The 17,497-nt window shown below is 43.1% G+C and carries 13 protein-coding genes and 4 pseudogenes; 7 read left to right on the forward strand and 10 right to left on the reverse strand.

What is annotated here, in order from left to right; all coding sequences use genetic code 11:
* Window positions 1–153 precede the first annotated feature (153 nt).
* From V5G28_RS22620 to V5G28_RS22630, 3 genes are all read left to right on the forward strand, one after another.
* Entirely contained in the window at window positions 154–2,280 is a 2,127-nt protein-coding gene (locus V5G28_RS22620) for an endonuclease (protein ID WP_332987693.1), read from the forward strand.
* A gap of 181 nt (window positions 2,281–2,461) precedes the next feature.
* A complete protein-coding gene (locus V5G28_RS22625; RefSeq protein ID WP_332987695.1) occupies window positions 2,462–2,656 on the forward strand; it encodes a hypothetical protein in 195 nt (64 codons plus the stop codon).
* 38 nt (window positions 2,657–2,694) lie between these two features.
* Window positions 2,695–3,294, forward strand: a complete 600-nt coding sequence (locus tag V5G28_RS22630; protein WP_096567119.1) for a superoxide dismutase — start codon at window positions 2,695–2,697, stop codon at window positions 3,292–3,294.
* A gap of 310 nt (window positions 3,295–3,604) precedes the next feature.
* On the opposite strand, the gene V5G28_RS22635 is transcribed toward V5G28_RS22630, so the two are convergent.
* The 4 genes and pseudogenes from V5G28_RS22635 to V5G28_RS22650 form a co-directional block, all read right to left on the reverse strand.
* Entirely contained in the window at window positions 3,605–4,282 is a 678-nt protein-coding gene (locus tag V5G28_RS22635) for a response regulator transcription factor (protein ID WP_332987697.1), read from the reverse strand.
* A 217-nt stretch (window positions 4,283–4,499) separates the two neighbouring features.
* A pseudogene (era, locus tag V5G28_RS22640) lies at window positions 4,500–5,424 on the reverse strand (GTPase Era).
* Window positions 5,425–5,818: 394 nt separating this feature from the next.
* Entirely contained in the window at window positions 5,819–5,947 is a 129-nt protein-coding gene (locus V5G28_RS22645; RefSeq protein ID WP_332987699.1) for a hypothetical protein, read from the reverse strand.
* A gap of 416 nt (window positions 5,948–6,363) precedes the next feature.
* Window positions 6,364–7,495: pseudogene (locus V5G28_RS22650) on the reverse strand (succinylglutamate desuccinylase/aspartoacylase family protein).
* 700 nt (window positions 7,496–8,195) lie between these two features.
* Between V5G28_RS22650 and V5G28_RS22655 the strand changes: the two are divergent.
* A pseudogene (locus V5G28_RS22655) lies at window positions 8,196–8,537 on the forward strand (CHAT domain-containing protein); the annotation flags it as partial.
* 279 nt (window positions 8,538–8,816) lie between these two features.
* Here V5G28_RS22655 and V5G28_RS22660 read toward each other — a convergent pair.
* Window positions 8,817–9,457 (reverse strand): annotated as a pseudogene (locus V5G28_RS22660) (histidine phosphatase family protein).
* A 245-nt stretch (window positions 9,458–9,702) separates the two neighbouring features.
* Here V5G28_RS22660 and V5G28_RS22665 point away from each other — a divergent pair.
* Window positions 9,703–11,103 carry a carotenoid oxygenase family protein gene (locus V5G28_RS22665; protein WP_332987701.1) on the forward strand — a complete coding sequence of 467 codons (1,401 nt, stop codon included), beginning with the start codon at window positions 9,703–9,705 and terminating at the stop codon, window positions 11,101–11,103.
* Between the two features lie 40 nt (window positions 11,104–11,143).
* Here the strand turns inward: V5G28_RS22665 and V5G28_RS22670 are convergent, their stop codons facing one another.
* The 3 genes from V5G28_RS22670 to V5G28_RS22680 all read right to left on the reverse strand — a co-directional run bounded on the left by V5G28_RS22670 (window position 11,144) and on the right by V5G28_RS22680 (window position 12,519).
* Complete coding sequence (locus V5G28_RS22670; RefSeq protein WP_332987703.1) at window positions 11,144–11,563, reverse strand: type II toxin-antitoxin system VapC family toxin; 420 nt, start codon at window positions 11,561–11,563, stop codon at window positions 11,144–11,146.
* Window positions 11,560–11,844, reverse strand: coding sequence for a hypothetical protein (locus V5G28_RS22675; protein WP_332987705.1), 285 nt, complete (start codon window positions 11,842–11,844; stop codon window positions 11,560–11,562). The genes V5G28_RS22670 and V5G28_RS22675 overlap by 4 nt, the downstream gene beginning before the upstream one ends.
* Before the next feature lie 282 nt (window positions 11,845–12,126).
* Window positions 12,127–12,519, reverse strand: a complete 393-nt coding sequence (locus tag V5G28_RS22680; RefSeq protein ID WP_332987706.1) for a hypothetical protein — start codon at window positions 12,517–12,519, stop codon at window positions 12,127–12,129.
* A gap of 510 nt (window positions 12,520–13,029) precedes the next feature.
* Here V5G28_RS22680 and V5G28_RS22685 point away from each other — a divergent pair.
* On the forward strand, window positions 13,030–13,677 hold the full coding sequence (locus tag V5G28_RS22685) for a Uma2 family endonuclease (RefSeq protein WP_332987782.1): 648 nt from the start codon (window positions 13,030–13,032) through the stop codon (window positions 13,675–13,677).
* Between the two features lie 112 nt (window positions 13,678–13,789).
* The gene (locus tag V5G28_RS22690; RefSeq protein ID WP_332987708.1) at window positions 13,790–14,350 is read left to right on the forward strand and encodes a Uma2 family endonuclease; all 561 of its coding nucleotides are present in this window, start codon (window positions 13,790–13,792) and stop codon (window positions 14,348–14,350) included.
* 480 nt (window positions 14,351–14,830) lie between these two features.
* Here the strand turns inward: V5G28_RS22690 and V5G28_RS22695 are convergent, their stop codons facing one another.
* Together V5G28_RS22695 and V5G28_RS22700 are read right to left on the reverse strand one after the other, a co-directional pair.
* The gene (locus V5G28_RS22695) at window positions 14,831–15,067 is read right to left on the reverse strand and encodes a hypothetical protein (protein ID WP_332987710.1); all 237 of its coding nucleotides are present in this window, start codon (window positions 15,065–15,067) and stop codon (window positions 14,831–14,833) included.
* Window positions 15,068–15,622: 555 nt separating this feature from the next.
* Window positions 15,623–17,308 carry an NAD(P)H-quinone oxidoreductase subunit 4 gene (locus V5G28_RS22700; protein ID WP_332987712.1) on the reverse strand — a complete coding sequence of 562 codons (1,686 nt, stop codon included), beginning with the start codon at window positions 17,306–17,308 and terminating at the stop codon, window positions 15,623–15,625.
* Window positions 17,309–17,497 lie beyond the last annotated feature (189 nt).

Consider the following 17,497-nt stretch of genomic DNA (forward strand, 5'->3'; position numbering starts at 1 on the left):
ATTAAAAGTCACCGAACTAAGTACAGGAGTGCATAAATCCGTAAAGATTCGAGAGTTGCTTGTAGTAAGAGTAAAGAGCGCTTCTTGCCAACTTTTGTTTCCGGCACAGATAACGTTACGAATTTATAAACGTTTGTACTTAAGGATTTCTCAATGGTTCTTCCTCAGCAGATCATTCAAGAAACCATAGAACGATATCAAACACGTTCCGCATCTCGCGATCGCAACTTTCGTAAACTTTCACTTGGTTCGGTTCTCAATGTAGACACACCTGAACGTGTCAACAGGCGTTTGGAGAGAATTGCTCGTAATCCAGTAGCGACTTCAATATTGTCAGCTGCCAAAATCTCCATAGATAATTTATCTACCGAGGAGTTTAATCGCATTGTCCAAGAGCGTATCCTTGGTCAAAGAGATTTAATGAGTATTTCTTACTTAGAATACGGGTTGCGGGTATCGCGGTCTATCTGTCGCATTATTTTACGTAGCCGTAGTGGGAGAGTTGTAGGCTATGGAACTGGGTGTATGGTTTCCCCTCGTCTGCTACTGACTAACAATCATGTGCTGTCTTCGATAGAAGAGGCTACGTCAGCTTTGGCAGAATTTAATTATCAAAGCAGTACAGATGGACAAATGTTGCAATCCTCTGCTTATGAATTAGATCCCATCACTTTTTTTATTACTAATAAAGACCTTGACTATAGCCTAGTTGCTGTTAAAGAAAAACCAAATGGTCTTTCGTTAAGTGAGTTTGGCTGGAATCCTTTGATTGAAGAGCAAGGCAAAGTCATATTAGGAGAATACCTTAACATTATTCAACATCCAGGAGGGGAACCCAAGCAAGTCGCCCTAAGGGAAAATCAATTAGTCGATTTGTTAGATGATTTCTTGCATTATCAAACTGACACAGCACCGGGTTCTTCTGGTTCACCTGTTTTCAATGACCAGTGGGAAGTTGTGGGACTCCATCATTCCGGAGTTCCCAAAATGGATGAGCAAGGTAACTACTTAACCATTGACGGAAGTATCTGGACTCCAGCAATGGGAGAAGATCGCATTGCTTGGATAGCTAATGAAGGAGTTCGTGTCAGTCGAATCGTTGAAGACATTAAAAAGCAGCAAAATCTATCTCAGATTCAACGCAATTTGCGTTCTCAGTTGTTTGACGGAAGCCAACCGCTAAAGCCTATCGTACCTACTAAAAATGACAAGCAAACGATGAATAATAACATAAATAACGGTATTGTTACCTGGACGATTCCTCTTCAAGTTAGTGTGAGTTTTGGACAAGCATCAATCGCTTCATCAACTCAACCTTCTTCAGTGACAGTGAGTCCAACTCCAGATTCACAAGTTATCAACACTCAGCAACCTGCTGCTGAACTACCAGACATTGAAGGCGATTCTGAATTACACGCACAACTCAGACAATTACAGCGCCTGCGCCAAGGAGAGATTTCTTACTATGATGAAGCTCAAGATAAGCGCGATCGCGATCAATACTATAGCGAAATCCTCTCGGAACTCAATTCGTTAAACAAGTCTAAATTGTATAACCGTCTGCAACAGTTGCTGAAGACAACTCATAAAAAACAATTATCATATGATCCAAAACAACATTTATATCCTTGGGTGGATGTGCAGCCGGATTTAAAGATTAGAAGTATTTACTCGCAACTTGAGTTCACACCAGAACAAATTATCAAAGAAGACTTGCAAATAGAAAAAATGCGCGCATTTCGTTTGCAAGAAATCATGTTGAAAGAGTCGCTCACGACAGCAAAACTTATAGAAAATGTTAATGTCCTTGAAGCAAATTTACCTTTCAACTGCGAGCATGTTGTTCCACAATCATGGTTTGGCAAAGCTATGCCTATGAGAGGCGATTTGCACCATTTATTTGCATGTGAAACACAGTGTAACTCCTTCCGAAGCAATAGCCCCTTCACTGATTTTCCTGACTTTTCAGAAGCAATCCGCAACAATTGTGGGAAATCAGAAAATCAAAAGTTTGAACCAGGCTTTGGTAAAGGGGAAGCAGCACGTGCAACTCTTTACTTTTTGCTACGTTACCCTGGTTTCATTAATAATTCTAATCAAGAGTACAAACCAGAAAACCTGGAAATATTACTTGATTGGCATAAGAAATATCCAGTAACTGAACATGAAAAACACAGAAATGCGGCGATCGCCAGTTCCCAAAAGCAAGGTAATCGCAATCCACTCATTGATTTTCCAGAGTGGGCAGACTTAATTGATTTTCGCTTAGGTATCGGCTGAAGTATAGTTTTCTAATTCAATTTATCAGTTGGAATTTAGGAAAGTCTATGTTGTTACGACAACACAGGCTTTTTTTATGAAAAATTCAAATTGACTACCCTTCAGAACCCCGACTTCTCTAAGAAGTCGGGGAGCTTGTTTTGCTATAAAAAATAGCCGTATGAGTGCTGCTTCCTGAGCAATGAATGTTAAAAAGTTCCGCTTATCGTTCTTACTCAAGGCTCTAGAACTCTGTACTTCTGAACATATCCCAGTTGTTGACGAGGCAATGAAAGCGACATTTGCTAGTACAATCGAATTGTTAAGTTTTATATTGCAGTGCGAAGCAGCAAGAACTGCCAAGCACAAATCTGTCATTTCCAGAGCTACCACATAAGCTCTAAACTAAATCACGGTAAAGAGAGGATTTACACAATGGCATTTGAACTTCCCCCATTACCATACGACTACAACGCTCTAGAGCCATTTATCTCGGCTCAGACCCTACAGTTCCATCACGACAAGCACCACGCTGGTTACGTTACCAACCTTAACAAGCTTGTCGAGGGTACAGAACTTGCCAACAAGTCACTGGAAGAAGTCATATTGGCAACTGCTAATGACTCGTCTAAAGCTGGTATATTCAACAATGCCGCGCAAGTGTGGAACCACACCTTCTACTGGCATGTTTTGAAGAAAGACGGTGGCAGTCCCTCTGGGGAATTAGCCGAAAAAATCAATGCCTCCTTCGGTAGCTTGGATGAATTCAAAAAACAATTCAAAGAAGCCGGAGCAACCCAGTTTGGCAGTGGTTACGCTTGGTTGGTGGTAGAGAACGGTGAACTCAAGGTTGTGAAAACACCCAATGCTGCTAACCCTATCACCAGCGGTCAAACTCCTTTGTTAACTGCTGATGTGTGGGAACACGCGTACTATCTGGATTACCAAAATCGTCGTCCAGACTACCTGCAAACTTTTGTAGACCAGCTGATTAACTGGGACTTTGTTGCCGAACAGTACGCTAAAGCCAAATAAGCAGGCATAACTTGTTTGCGAACAAATTCTCTTCCATAGCTTAATTCTGTTTTAACTCAAATCTTGCACCCAACAAGAGCCAGAGGCTCTAATATCTCGTTACCAGGTTGAACCTGGTAACGAGGGTTTGGAGGCTTCGTCGACTGACTGTTGCAACTCTTGCAAGATCTCAGTTTTAACTAACTCAAGCGATAAGCCAGGAACATGGGTTCCTGGCTTTTTTTGAAAACAATTAATTACCAAGGAGGCGGAATGCTGTTCATAGTCATCGAGCATTATGAAAAATACACCTAGGGTGGGCATTTGCTTTTCACACCAACCCAGAACGCAATGCAACAACTGCTGCTTGCACGCGGTCATCAACAGATAATTTGTTCATAATCCCGCGCACATGAGTTTTGACAGTGTTGGGACTCAAATAAAGCTTTTGTGCAATTTCTGGGTTACTCAAACCTTCTACCATCAGTCTCAACACTTCTAACTCGCGCTGAGATAGATTTGCTGCATTTCCACTAGGAGAAGGTGGTTTGAGATTGTCAATGACTCGCCTTGCTATTTGGGGATCAAGATAAGTTGCACCTTCAACTGCGGCGGCGATCGCACTCAAAAGTCGTTCTACACTCGCTCCTTTGATACAATACGCATCAGCACCACTGGAAAGCGCTGCAATAATTTCTGTGTCTGTTTGGTGCGATGTCAGCATCACGACATGAGTTTCTGGCAAAGCTGCTTTAATTTGCTGTGTTGCAGCTATCCCATCCAACCGAGGTAAACCAATATCCATCACCACCAAATTGGGTTTCAGTTTGAGTGCTGCTTGCACACCTAAGTAACCATCTTCCGCTTGTCCGACAATCTCCAACTGCGGATGAGCCATTAATGACTGTTCTAACCCCAGTTGCATCATGGGATCATCTTCTACAATTAAAATCCGCAGCACAGAAACATTGGCTGGTAGATTTAAGCGAAAATTATTATCCTGAGACATTTTCTATCAATTTTTAATTTTAAATTTAGTTTTCTGTAATGTGGGCATTGCCTACTAATATCTCAAATGTCTATCACATAAGCTTTTATAGTTCCTGACAAAGATGTACAGACGCTTTCAAACAGCGCGTCTCTACAAAAATGTACAGACGCGACGCCAGAGCGGCAGGAGGGAGGTCCTCCTGCATAGCGCTGGCTCGCCATGGCGCGTCTCTTTTTTATTCTTCCACGCGATATCCCAACTCTGCTAAACGTGTCCGAGACTGACGCCATTTGGTTGCACTTTGACGAACAGTTCCAAATAAACTTTTCCAGCAATTAACTTTTGGATTTGTTCCCGCGCTGCACTTCCAATTGCTTTTAACATTCTCACCTTTACCGATGGAGAATTCCTTTTTGGGAATCGCGCTCAACGTGTATGGTAGCAAGGACACGGGTAAGAGCTGGTGTTTCTTCCACCAAGTCAATGGCGATCGCTACTGAATGAGGAACTTCTTCACGAGTTAACAGCAAAATCTGTTCGCGAATCAATTCGCCCATAATAAAGCGTTCTGGTTGATCCGTGACTAAATCAGGTGGATAGTAGTATGGTCCACTTTCTAACTGTTCAATCAATAACTGTTGCAGTTCGGGTAATCCTACACCTGTTTTGGCAGAAAATTTTACCGTTTCCCACTCATGTGACTTTGCCAGTTGAACGTAGCTATCATCTATTATCTGGGAATCTTGCAGTTGTTGGTCGATTTTGTTTAAGCCCAAAATCACTGGTGTTGGGCTGTTAGTGAGTAAATCGGCAATAAAGCGATCGCCTGTCCCACAAGGAACCGATCCATCCACCACAAACAACAGCACATCCACCGACTCAATGGCTATTTTCGCATTTTGCACCAGTACTTGCCCCAATTGATGATGGGGTTTATGAATTCCTGGGGTATCCACAAAAATCAGCTGCGCCTCTGGAGTGGTTAAAATTCCACGTAACCGATTGCGTGTCGTTTGTGCTACTGGTGATGTAATGGCAATTTTTTGTCCTACTAATTCATTCATTAACGTAGATTTACCGACATTTGGGCGACCAATAATGCCGATAAAACCTGACCTGAAATCAGGAGGAGCCTGTGGAATCATCACTTCTCCTGACATAGAGAAGATGTCAAATTGACTACTATTCACCTGTGGCTCCACCGTCATATTTTACATTTATAATTACTGACTTTTCTGTGCAAACACAAAACAAACATGAAATCACCCTGGAATTTCTAGCAATTGCCTTGGCTTAAGTTTAACTGATTCCACGGAATTCCCCATCCCTGAATGCGGTGGGGATGGATAGTGGGACAACTAGGAGGTATACCCTTTGTGGGTGTCCGAGTAGTTGTCAATCTCCGAGGTCGGTAGTCGATCAATGTCGTCCTCAATAATTTGAGTAATTGTTTTTTCTTTGTTCGCGGCATATAACCGTATTTTATTCAATCTACCCTCACTAATTCTGATATGCAATCCTTTAGTTTTCATGATAGATACGTCTACACAACGTCTAAACATCTGCTATCATAGCTATATCAGCTAACCACTGACTAGCTCGACACAAACGAACTGCAATGCAGGTGAACAGTGCGAATGCTAGGAACGGTACAGAACCATGACAATTGGTAGTGGGTTGCATTGAAAAAGATTGCTTGTGCATGAAACCATCAATGCGTAAAACCAGTTTGGTTTGGTTGTACAGAACTTTTGTTCCTTGTACAAGATTCCGTGGGGCATCAGGAATCTCTAAACTGCCTGTGGAGGTATCAGAACGTGGATGTTGCTGTATGGCTTGTCCTTAGGGCATCTGGAGTAACGACCAATGAAGCAGGAAATTTCTAGTTCCTAAAAGGAACCGCTTCGCTTCAAAGCGATTTGGAGAAGCCTCATCCTCAGCCGCAAGGCAGGATGGGGAGAATGTCACTTTACTATTAATTATCTATCGCTGCCCACTAGGTATAGCAAAAAGCAAAATATTATAATTATCTCCAATGGAGGAGCTTTGGTTCAAGCACACCCTTGTGATATTCATTCCTAGGTTGAAGCCGTAACAGACTACTCAATAATTCCTAGTACCAACTCGCCTTCGTTTACCGCCTGATTCGCAGAAATATCATAAACTAATCCATCTTGTTCTGCACTAACATCAATCACAGTAGGTAACTTACCTTCTTTATTAAAATTCAAGATTTGATAAAGTCGTTCTCCAGCTTTTACAGAACTTCCCAATTCTACTCTTGATTGAATCATTCCACCTATTGGGGCATAATATCTTTTCATCTGAGTTCTTGGTTTCAAACTCATCTCATAAGATGCGCTTTCCTTGAGAGGAAACCCAGAGATTCGCAAAACTCCTTTGTGTGCTAAATAGTTTTTCACACCTCGAAGACCTTTCTTGACTGAATCTGGGTTCATTTGCATTCCCGTACCAAGTTCGAGTGTCCAAGCCTCTATATCAAACCTAATTTCTCTACCAAACTGTTTGAAATACTGTTCCAAAGCTAACCAAGGTTGGATAAAGGCTTTATCAAAACCATCTTCATCACAAAAATCAAATTGAATACCAAATTCCAGTAAGAAATGTTTTGCACTGTCTTCTCTGTTAGGGAAGAGATAAAGATAGTTTAATCCTTGATTGGTATGACTGTGTAAGTCAATCAAATAATCTGCGTCTAAACAGAGAGATTGCAGCTTGTAGCTAAATCGTTCTGTGTAAGGAACTCCACTGGAGGAGTTAATTTTTTCTAAAAATTGGGCAAATTCCTCCTGAATTTGATTGAGGTAGTTTTTTTCTCACAACCTCTAGTTCAAAATTAATTTGAGATTTAGCAAACGCCAATAAATCATCAGCATGTTTTTCGTAGTCCCAAAATATGCGGTTCCAATCTTTTCCTTCATAACTACAGAATCGTCCTGAGGAAAAAATGTGCGATCGCTCATTAGTGCTGATTGGGTTACAAACAGGAACTAACCAAATTTCCCCAGATAAATCTGTCTCATTGATTGTCTGCAAAAACTCAATGAGTTGGTAAATAACAGCATTACCAGCGATTTCAGCACCGTGCAAATTAGATTGGATATAAACTTTTTTGCCCGGTTGAGCGCCAATAAATTTGTAGACTTGCAGGGATAAGACATCGCCTGAAGCCATGTGGCGCAGTGGAATGGTAGAAATAGTGGGGAGCATGGTAAAAATTGGTTGACTGATATTTTGCACCTGTGTGATCACCCGCCATATCATGTCCGCTCAATTACCGACAAATCCTGGAAAACCCCAGCCCAATGAGTGGCGACGCCAAAGTTCCCCTCCCCGCTTGCGGTGAGTCCAGCGCTGCAGGCGGGTTTCCGCCGTAGGCGACTGGCGTAAGCGCAAGCGCACGCCAAGGGCGAACGCGTAGCGTCTCCGTTCGGCCTCAAGCCGTGCCCGAAGGGCTCAGGAGATACCCGGAGGGGGAGGGGTTAGGGGTGGGTTCTGTAATTATGGGTAATTTGCCGGACATTATATCAGGGGTTATAAACCCTTGGGTAATTGCGAAAGTCCTCTTAAAAGGACTAAATCTTTGCAAAATTTGGGTTTTAGTCCATTTTAATAAACTTCAGCTATAAGTCAGGCACTTCTTATTTTTCACCGGATATGGAAAACCTCGCTTCCATTCCTCTCTCCTACAAGGAGAGAGGCTTTGATTTTTCCCCCTTCCCTTGTAGGGAAGGGGGCTGGGGGTTAGGTAAGAAGTGGATTTTTCCAGATAGCGTGAAAAGTCAGAGGAACTTGAGTTCCACAGCTTTTTTTGCCAAACTTGCGTAATTTATTCAAAAAACCACAGATATAAAAGTAAGACAGTCATCATGTAGTTGCAAAATTAAGGAATATTCCGGTGCATCACGGTCAAGATGATGGCTTGCTAACAAGCGGTGAAATTTTCGACATGAAACTTGATGCTAATTTAGTAGTCCTGAGTGCTTGCGATACTGGCAGAGGGGACATCAAAAGCGATGGTGTTATCGGTTTGTCTCGCTCTTTGATTACTGCGGGCGCACCCAGTATTATCGTATCTTTATGGGCAGTGTCGGATGATTCTACAGCAATGCTGATGACGGAGTTTTATCAAAATCTGCGGCGAAACCCAGATAAAGCTGTTGCATTGCGAAATGCTATGCTCTCAAGAATGAAAAAGCATTACCATCCTCGGGACTGGGCAGCATTTACACTGATTGGCGAAACTGAGTAAATTAGGGCGGGCGAGACGCCATATGTGTCAACTTAAGGTGAAAGCGCTCGTTTGTAATGCTTTGAGAGATTACCTTGTTCCCAGTCAGAGGCTTAGAATACCATTGGGAGGCTCTGCCTCCGTTACTTGCGGCAGAGCCGCCCCAAGCGCATTTCCAGCTTCGACCTGGAAACGAGATTTTAGAAGAGTTTTGGCTTAAGTTGACACCAATGGCGAGACGCTCACCCCACAATATTAGTCTTTTCTTGTAGGGCAGGCATCTTGCCTGCCATATCTCAATTAAGTCCCAGGTAGATTACGCAACCGCTCATTAAAATGAGTACGCTCAGCCAACGCCTTTAATAAAGGACCATGTGAGCCAAATTCTACAACACTGACAGACCCTACTGGGCATCCCAATCGGTAGCGAAAGCGTCCTACATCAATTCCCAATAAACTGCACAGCATAATTCTAATAGTTGCTTTGTGGGAAACAATTAAAACATTGCCACTACTGTAAAGTTGCTTGATTTCTTCAATAACCTGCGTAGCACGAGATGCGATCGCAACTGCCATTTCCCCACCCGTCGGCGCATACCAAGCCGGATCTGCTAACCAGCGAATATAATCATCATGAAATTCCTGGTTCACCGTTTCTGGTGTTTTGCCTTCCCATTTGCCGTAGTTGATTTCCTTCAAGCCATCCCGCAGTCGTGTGGTTGCATTTCTATTGCTTCACACAAAGGTTTTGCTGTGGCGAGCGTTCGTCCCACAGGACTGGAAAAAATTGCCTTCCAAGGAGTAGAACTGTATGCAGCAGCAAAAGCCTTAGCCATTTCCAAGCCATCTGGCGTAAGTTCTGGATCTATCGAACCACAGAAGAAATTATTACGGCTGTATTGTGTCTGTCCATGACGGAGGAAATAAAGAGTTAGACTCATAGCTATTGAGATTTTAGATTACGCCGTCACTAGTCATTGTCATTGTAGAGACGCGGTGAATGAAAGCGTCTCTACATCTTTGTCATCTGTCAAGAGTTATTTCTTTGCCTACCACACACGTCGTGCTTGTACTCCCATGTACTATTGGCAGTTTTTCAAATTCCTGGAAATGTTATCTATAGTAAGGGCTATGGCTAATATAACGAAGTGCCGATATATAGTCATTTCAGCTTCGGACAGGAATCATGGCAACAACAAAAGTCAATCCTTATCTTGATGGTAATTTTGCGCCAGTGGATGAAGAAATCACCGCTAACACTCTGCAAGTCATAGGTGAACTACCTCCCGACTTATCAGGAATGTTCGTGCGCAATGGTCCTAATCCCCAATGGACACCCATCGGAAAGTATCATTGGTTTGATGGAGATGGAATGTTGCATGGGGTACGAATTAGCAACAGCAAAGCTACCTATCGCAACCGCTATGTGCGGACAAAAGCTTGGAAAATCGAGAACGAAGTGGGTAAAGCTGTTTGGACTGGCGTACTAGAACCGCCCAAAAAGAACAGTCTTCCCAAACCAATCAAGAATCCGGCTAACACAGCTCTTGTATGGCATGCAGGTCAACTCTTAGCGCTCTGGGAGGGGGGTGCGCCTCACGCAATTAGGGTTCCTGAGTTAAAGACGATTGGTGAATATACCTACAATGGCAAGCTCGTTTCAGCGGTGACTGCTCATCCCAAGGTAGACCCAGTAACGGGTGAGATGATGTTCTTTGGTTACGGTTTTACACCACCATACCTGCAATACAGCGTTGTTTCACCAGAAGGCGAACTTTTGCAGACGGAACCTATTGACATACCAATGGCGGTGATGATGCATGATTTTGCCATCACTGAAGATTACACAATTTTTATGGATTTGCCACTGACTTTCAACATCGAAAGGATGAAACGGGGCGAACCAATGATGAAGTTTGAGCGCGACAAACCCAGTCGCTTTGGTATTGTTCCCCGTTACGGTAATAACAGTAACATTCTCTGGTTTGAGAGTCCTGCTTGCTATATCTTCCACACTCTCAATGCCTACGAAGAAGGAGACGAGGTGGTGCTGATTGCTTGTCGCATGAATTCTACCACTGTTTTGGATGTGCCACAAGACACACACACTGATTCGGAAGGAGATATCCCCCGCTTGCATCGTTGGCGGTTTAACGTGAAAACGGGCAAAGTCAGCGAAGAGATGCTAGATGATATCGCCTCCGAATTTCCTCGTGTCAATGAAAATCTGTTAGGGCAAAAAACCCGATACGGATACACTGGCAAAATGGCGAAAGGTACCATGCCTTTGTTCGAGGGTATCATTAAGTACGACCTCAGCGCTGGCAAGTCCCAAACCCATGAATTTGGAAGGGGACGTTATGGCGGTGAAGCTGTATTTGTACCGCGTCCTAGTGCAACAGCAGAAGATGATGGCTGGCTGGTGACTTTTGTTTACGATACCGTAGAGGAAACTTCTGAACTGGTGGTGGTTAATGCTCAGGATATCACAGGTGAACCAGTGGCGCGGGTGTTAATTCCCCAGCGAGTACCATATGGGTTCCACGGTACTTGGGTTTCTGAGGAACAGTTGAAAGCTTCTGTTTAGATTAACACCCCCAGGGTAGGGACACAGCAATGTTGTGTCCCTATGGGGGATTTGTTAATTCTTGAATCAATTGCCCAGGAGTCAGTATTCTAGGAGTTGCAATTGGAAAATCTTGAGGATTGCGAGTCACAATTGCATCCAATTGATTAATGACAGCAGTGCTGTATTGAATAGCATCTTCAAAATCTTTGAAGTTGGCAGTTAGTGCCATTCTTATTGCTGCCCGATCCACTGTAGCAATTTGGCAGAAGGTGGATATTTCCCTCAAGAACTCAAGAGTTAAATCTCGACCTTTGTCTTTAGGGATAATGTAGTAAAGGTCACTAAAGGTCGATGCTGAAATATAGCCCTCTAGTTGTCCCTGTTCAACAATTGATAAAACTGTCTCGCTATCACCGAAATAGGGCTGTCGCTCAAGGGCAACATCCACAATTACATTGGTGTCTAGCAGAACTTTCACAGGTTATGTTTCTCCTTCAAATATTCCCATTTTGCTTGATCTGGGTCAAAATCAGGAGGGGCGGGCTGGGTTTTTTCAAACCAGTTTTGCAAAGCCTTGATTTTAGTTGGTCTTTTAGGTGTCTTTAGCTGTGATTCGGTTTTTGGCACCGTAGAATTATCAAACGTTTCAACTGCCTGTAAGACAATCACTTCCACATCTCCAGGTAGCATCTTAACTGATTCCGTAGTTACTAAGTTACCTGCGGCGTCGATTTTTCCCTTGAGTTTGTAAGCTTGCATATTCCTGTTCCTTGTTTATTTCTAGGATAAAACCTCGCAGGCATAAAAACCTAATCCTCTGCTGAGTCAGCATTATGGGGACATTCTAAGGCTGCTAATTGATTGAGTTACGCTGCTATAGTTAACGCGATCGCACAAAGCATCAGCCAAAGCCGAACGCAAACCTCGAAAAAACAGGATTATCTTGGGCAGGACAGTTTATAGTTTTTAACCAGTACAACTGGTAGGTTGTGGTGTTGATGGCTATAGTTGGGTTTGACTTGGTTCAACCCAGCCTACGGGCTATCCGATACTAAATAAGTTAGACAATTCAGGTAGTAACTTATGCCACTCTAACAGTAAACTCGCGCCTGTTGTTAACCCAGAGAAAATTCCTTTTAACATTGTAATGGCATCTTCTGCCTGTTCCTTTATATCTGAATCTTTTGATTTTTCCCCAGCTTTTTTCAAAGCTTCTACTTGCCTCAATGCTTTTACTTTGTTTTTCTCATCCAAAGTGGGTTCGGCTTCAATTGCTTCTTTCAGTTGAGTTAGCAGTTCTTGAATTCCCAATTTCTCAGGATTATGAGAGCCAGATTGTTTTTTAATACTAGCAGATACATTTCCTTGAACGCTACTACCTGCAATCATATTTCCGTCAAAATTTCCACCGATACCAATTGAGTTATTTGCCATAAATTACTTCCTTAAAATTACAACTTTATTTATTCTCATGTTGCTCTTGATTGGAATCATCATAATCATATTGCCCTTTCTCGTAAAAATTAGATATATTTCCTTGACCAGTAAAAAATACGTCATTAACCACAGTGCAAAGTCGGTTATACACTAAAAATAGAGTGCGTTACCCGCCCTCTCTGTGTTTCTTTCTTCGCGTCCTAGCCTTCGGCACGCCGCAAAGTTGCTTCGCGGACGCGTCTACGCGCCTTCGCAGTTCGTTTAATTCCCCCTTCTCGCTTGCGGGGAGGGGTTAGGGGTGGGGTACTACGCGCTGAAATTTCGCAACTAGATGATAGACAATAATCGCCGTCGCAGACTGTTCCGGATAAAGCTGCTTACTTTCATCCATGTACAAATCTATACGCTCCGCACCCAACAACTCCAGTCATAAAGCACCAAAACTTATAGCAGCACATCACTCAACTCGAGTAACCTAAATTTAATGAACTGCTGGGAGGGGAGATGATGTTGTTGGAATTGAAGCGCATCCATGTTCCACCGGGACAACGAGTGCTGTTTTGTGATGTTACCTGGCAAGAATTGGAAACAATTCTAGAGGATTTAGGAGAACATCGTGCAGCACGAATTGCTTATAATAGGGGAATACTTGAGATTATGGCACCATTGCCAGAACATGAAGACGATAAAGAAATTATTGGCGATTTAGTCAAAGCGCTTCTGGAAGAGCTGGATATTGAGTTTAGATGCCTTGGTTCTACGACTTTCAAAAACCAAGCAATGGCTCAAGGTATAGAACCTGATCAGTGTTTCTATATAAAAAACGAATCCAGAATTCGTGGGAAAAAGCGACTAGATTTAACAGTAGACCCCCCTCCAGATTTAGCCCTAGAAGTGGATATCACTTCTCGCACTCATCCTAATATTTATGAAGCACTAAAAGTGGTTGAGCTTTGGCGTTTTGATAAAGGTAAATTACAAATTAATCTACTGCGAGATGGGCATTATGTAGAGTCTCAGGAAAGCTTGAATTTTCCTAGATTAGCACTAATTGAGGCGATTCCTGAATATCTGCAACAAAGTAAAACCGCAGGCAGAAATGCAACTATCAAGGCTTTTCGCCTTTGGGTGCAACAGCAGATACAACAGCAATGAAGTATTTTTCTCTTGTTGCCATCAGCGTTTTTGTATGCCAATCAATGGTAAGATTAGCTCATGGCTTACTTAAATAATGTAACTAAAGTCGAATAAAAAGTTGGTGATGGAAATGACAATCACAGTTCCAGGAACCACTACACTAAAGGAGTTTTTGAAACTTCCATACGTTGATGAGTCACCAGCTTGGGAGTATATTAACGGAGAAGCAGTTCAAAAACCGATGGGAGGAGGTAAACACAGCCTGTTGCAGAAACGTTTAGTTGCAGTGATTGATGCAGCAGGGAGTCACTACGAAGCCTTTCCAGAATTGCGCTGTACTGTCGGTAATCGTTCAGTAGTTCCTGATGTCGTTGTTGTCCCCACTCATCAACTACCAGTGGATGATAGCGGTGATATAATTAGCACTGGTATTGAGTTTGCCCCAGCTTGGATCATTGAAATCCTTTGCCCCGCTCAAAGTCAGACGAAGGTAACAGGCAATATTCTACATTGTCTCAAACATGGCAGCCAACTAGGATGGTTGATTGATCCGAGTGAACGCTCTATCTTTATTTATCATCGCGATCGCTTGCCCGATTTATTAGCTGGAGCAGATGTTTTACCAGTATTAGAAGGTATAAATCTAATACTATCCGTTGATCAAGTCTTTGCTTGGTTGAAGCGCGGATAAAGTTTTTAGGCTTGCCTAAATTTAGAAACAATGGAGCCTATACACAAATAGTAGCTAATTAAACTTTGTAGAGTAGATTAGGCGCAGCCGTAATACCAAGCGTGAAAAAAGAATGCGACAGATACACACTGCTAAACCCTGGTTAGATCTAGCTTTCTTTATTTTGAATTTTAAATGCGTGAATTTTGAATTGATATGATTGCAACTAAGAAGTAAAGGGTGCATAATTCAGGCGATTGCCCAAAGGGCAGTGCGCGGAGCGCAATCGCCATGCCAAGGAAAAACGTATTATTGGATTTTACCCAAAGTTAACGTCGAGCTTTTTAATCAAGTTTTAGCCGACTTCGCACGGGAATTTCAACTACGTGAAAATAAGCACATCGTATTAACTCTTGCTCGAGCTGGATGGCATACGAGTAAAGATTTAGAGATTCCTTTGGGTTTGCACTTGGAGTATATGCAAACGCCTACTCACCCGAATTACAACTCTTCAGTTCGCTTGTGGTCGTTGGTTAACGAACCGATAGCAAATCGTTCTTTCGATTTAGTCAGGGTCACTTCGCCTTTATCAAGATAGTCAGCTAACTTAGGTGTTTGCGCCATCCGCCTGGTAGCATTTAAGTTTGGGGTATAAAGAGGAATCAGCGCTTCAGCCAAAGCGTAAAACGGGTCAGAACCAGGACGGAAATGAGTAAATAACCAATTCCCCTTCAGCAATAGATCGTTCCCTTGAAACGCTCAAGCAAGGTTTAAAAGATTTGGCTGAAAAAACCTCTAAATATAAGAAAGATTAACTGATTGGTTCGCGATTGAAGGTCGCGAACCACTCTTTCTTTTCCACATCCCGTGAAAAGTCAGATCGTTATAGTTCCGAATCACATAGTCAAATATAAACAGACATTTGTTCATCGGCTTTAAGCAACTCAAAAGAAGAACGTAATTTTGTACGGAACTTTTGAGTTCTACGCCTCGGATGTACTACCAGACACCCTAATTCCCTCTTAATTAATTAAATTATTTGGGATTACTTTTGGTTTTAGATTAAGGTCTACTTAATCTTTTTCGAGGTGGTTCTGTAGTAGAACTCTCAGAATTAGTCTAGCAAAATTCAGATGTTTGTGTATATTTTGCTAGATTTTGAGCAAAGTTTTGTCATACCTAAAGTTGCAAAAATGCTCAAACCCTGCCAGCACCCCTGAAAGAGCGATGGCACAGAGTGCCCGCCCTGCATGGCGAGCGCTCGATGTTCCATAGAAGTAAGAGTCGATAAGTTCACTTGACAATTCCCAAAACGGGCGCTACTTCAGGCTCTGTAATTCTAGGAGCCAAGAATCCCTTAGCATAAATCTGCGGATTTGTTTGTGCGATTTGAGAATAGGATTGGCGAAGTTGAGCATTCACAGCGACAGTTTTCACATCGTATATCTGCGTAGCCAGCTTAGGGTAGAATCCAATGCCAATTATCGGCAGCAGAAAACAGGCAGCAATAAACAACTCACGTGGTTTAGCATCGATATAGACTGCCTCGGTAGGTAGGAGACAGTCCGTACCGAAGCAAACTGTTCCCTCATCCTCTTGATTCTCTAAGCCTGCATTGTTAATGTCACACTTAAGTGCGACACCAGAACCGTAAAATACCTGTCGCAACATCGACAGCAGATAAATCGGCGTGAGGATGACTCCCACTGCGGCTAAGAAGACTGTCACAGTGCAAAAAGACGAACTGTAGATATCACTGGTCGTCACGCCAACAAAGACCGAGAGTTCGCTGACAAAACCACTCATACCGGGGAGAGCTAGTGACGCCATCGCACCTACTGTGAACAGAGCAAACACTTTGGGCATCACCTGACCAACACCACCCATATTGTCCATCGCCATCGTGTGAGTGCGATCGTAGGTTACGCCTGCCAGGAAGAACAGCACTGCTGCGATTAAACCGTGCGATATCATTTGCAACATTGCCCCGCTGACTCCCAAGTCGGTAAAGGAGGCAATACCCAGCAGTACGAAACCCATGTGGGAAACTGACGAATATGCTAGGCGACGTTTCATGTTCGATTGGGCAAAGGAGTTCAACGCACCATAGATAATGTTGACAACGCCCAGAGTGGCTAGAATCGGTGCAAAGTAAATGTGTGCGTCAGACAGAAGTTCCAGATTCAGGCGAATCAATCCGTATCCGCCCATCTTCAAAAGCACACCAGCCAAAATCATCGATACGGGAGCAGAAGCTTCACCATGTGCGTCAGGCAACCAAGTGTGCAGAGGGAAAATAGCCAGCTTGACGCCAAACGCAATCAGCAATCCTGCATAAAGTGGCAATTCTAGCGCTAGTGGGAAATTCTTCATGCTGAGCGCGGCGATATCGAAGGTTATATTGTCGCCGTAAAGAGCCATTGCCAGCCCTGCCACCAGAATAAATATAGAAGCAGCTGCGGTATACAATAAGAATTTAGTTGCTGCGTAGCGGCGCTTTTGCCCGCCCCAAATCGAGACAAGCAAGTAAACGGGAACCAATTCTAGCTCCCACATAATGAAAAACAGCAGCAAGTCTTGGGCTACAAACACCCCTATTTGTGCAGAATAGAGCACCAGCATTAGGAAATAGAACAGTCGGGGCTTAACATTAACCTGCCAAGCTGCAAAGATCGAAAGTGTCGTTACTAATCCTGCTAGAAGCACGAGTGGAACAGATAGTCCATCAACTGAAACTGCCCAGCTAAAACCTAACTGAGGCACCCAGGCATACTTCTGTGCAAGTTGAAAAGTCGCGTTGCTTGCATCGTAATGCTTCCAAAAGGCATAGCACATCAAGACAAAATCCGCGATTCCTACGCCTAGTGCATACCAGCGCACGCGCTTGCCATCTTTATCGGGTAGTACGGGAATAAGCAGGGCAGCAAGGAGTGGCAGCACCACAATCATGGTGAGCCAGGGAAATTGATCCACTTCCATAACACAGAGCAAAAATACTTATATTTGAATAAAGTCATTGTACTCAACTTTGTAAACATTTATAAATTAGTCTTTACCCCAGCTAGCCATATAGGGATATCTATAATTGCACAGATGGTTATCACAATTCAGATCAATTTAGCTTTGGCATCCGTTTAATTACCTCACCCCTCGGGCACCCCTCTCCGT

It is taken from the genome of Scytonema sp. PRP1 (genome assembly GCF_036697665.2).
Classification (GTDB): Bacteria; Cyanobacteriota; Cyanobacteriia; order Cyanobacteriales; family Nostocaceae; genus Kalymmatonema; species Kalymmatonema gypsitolerans.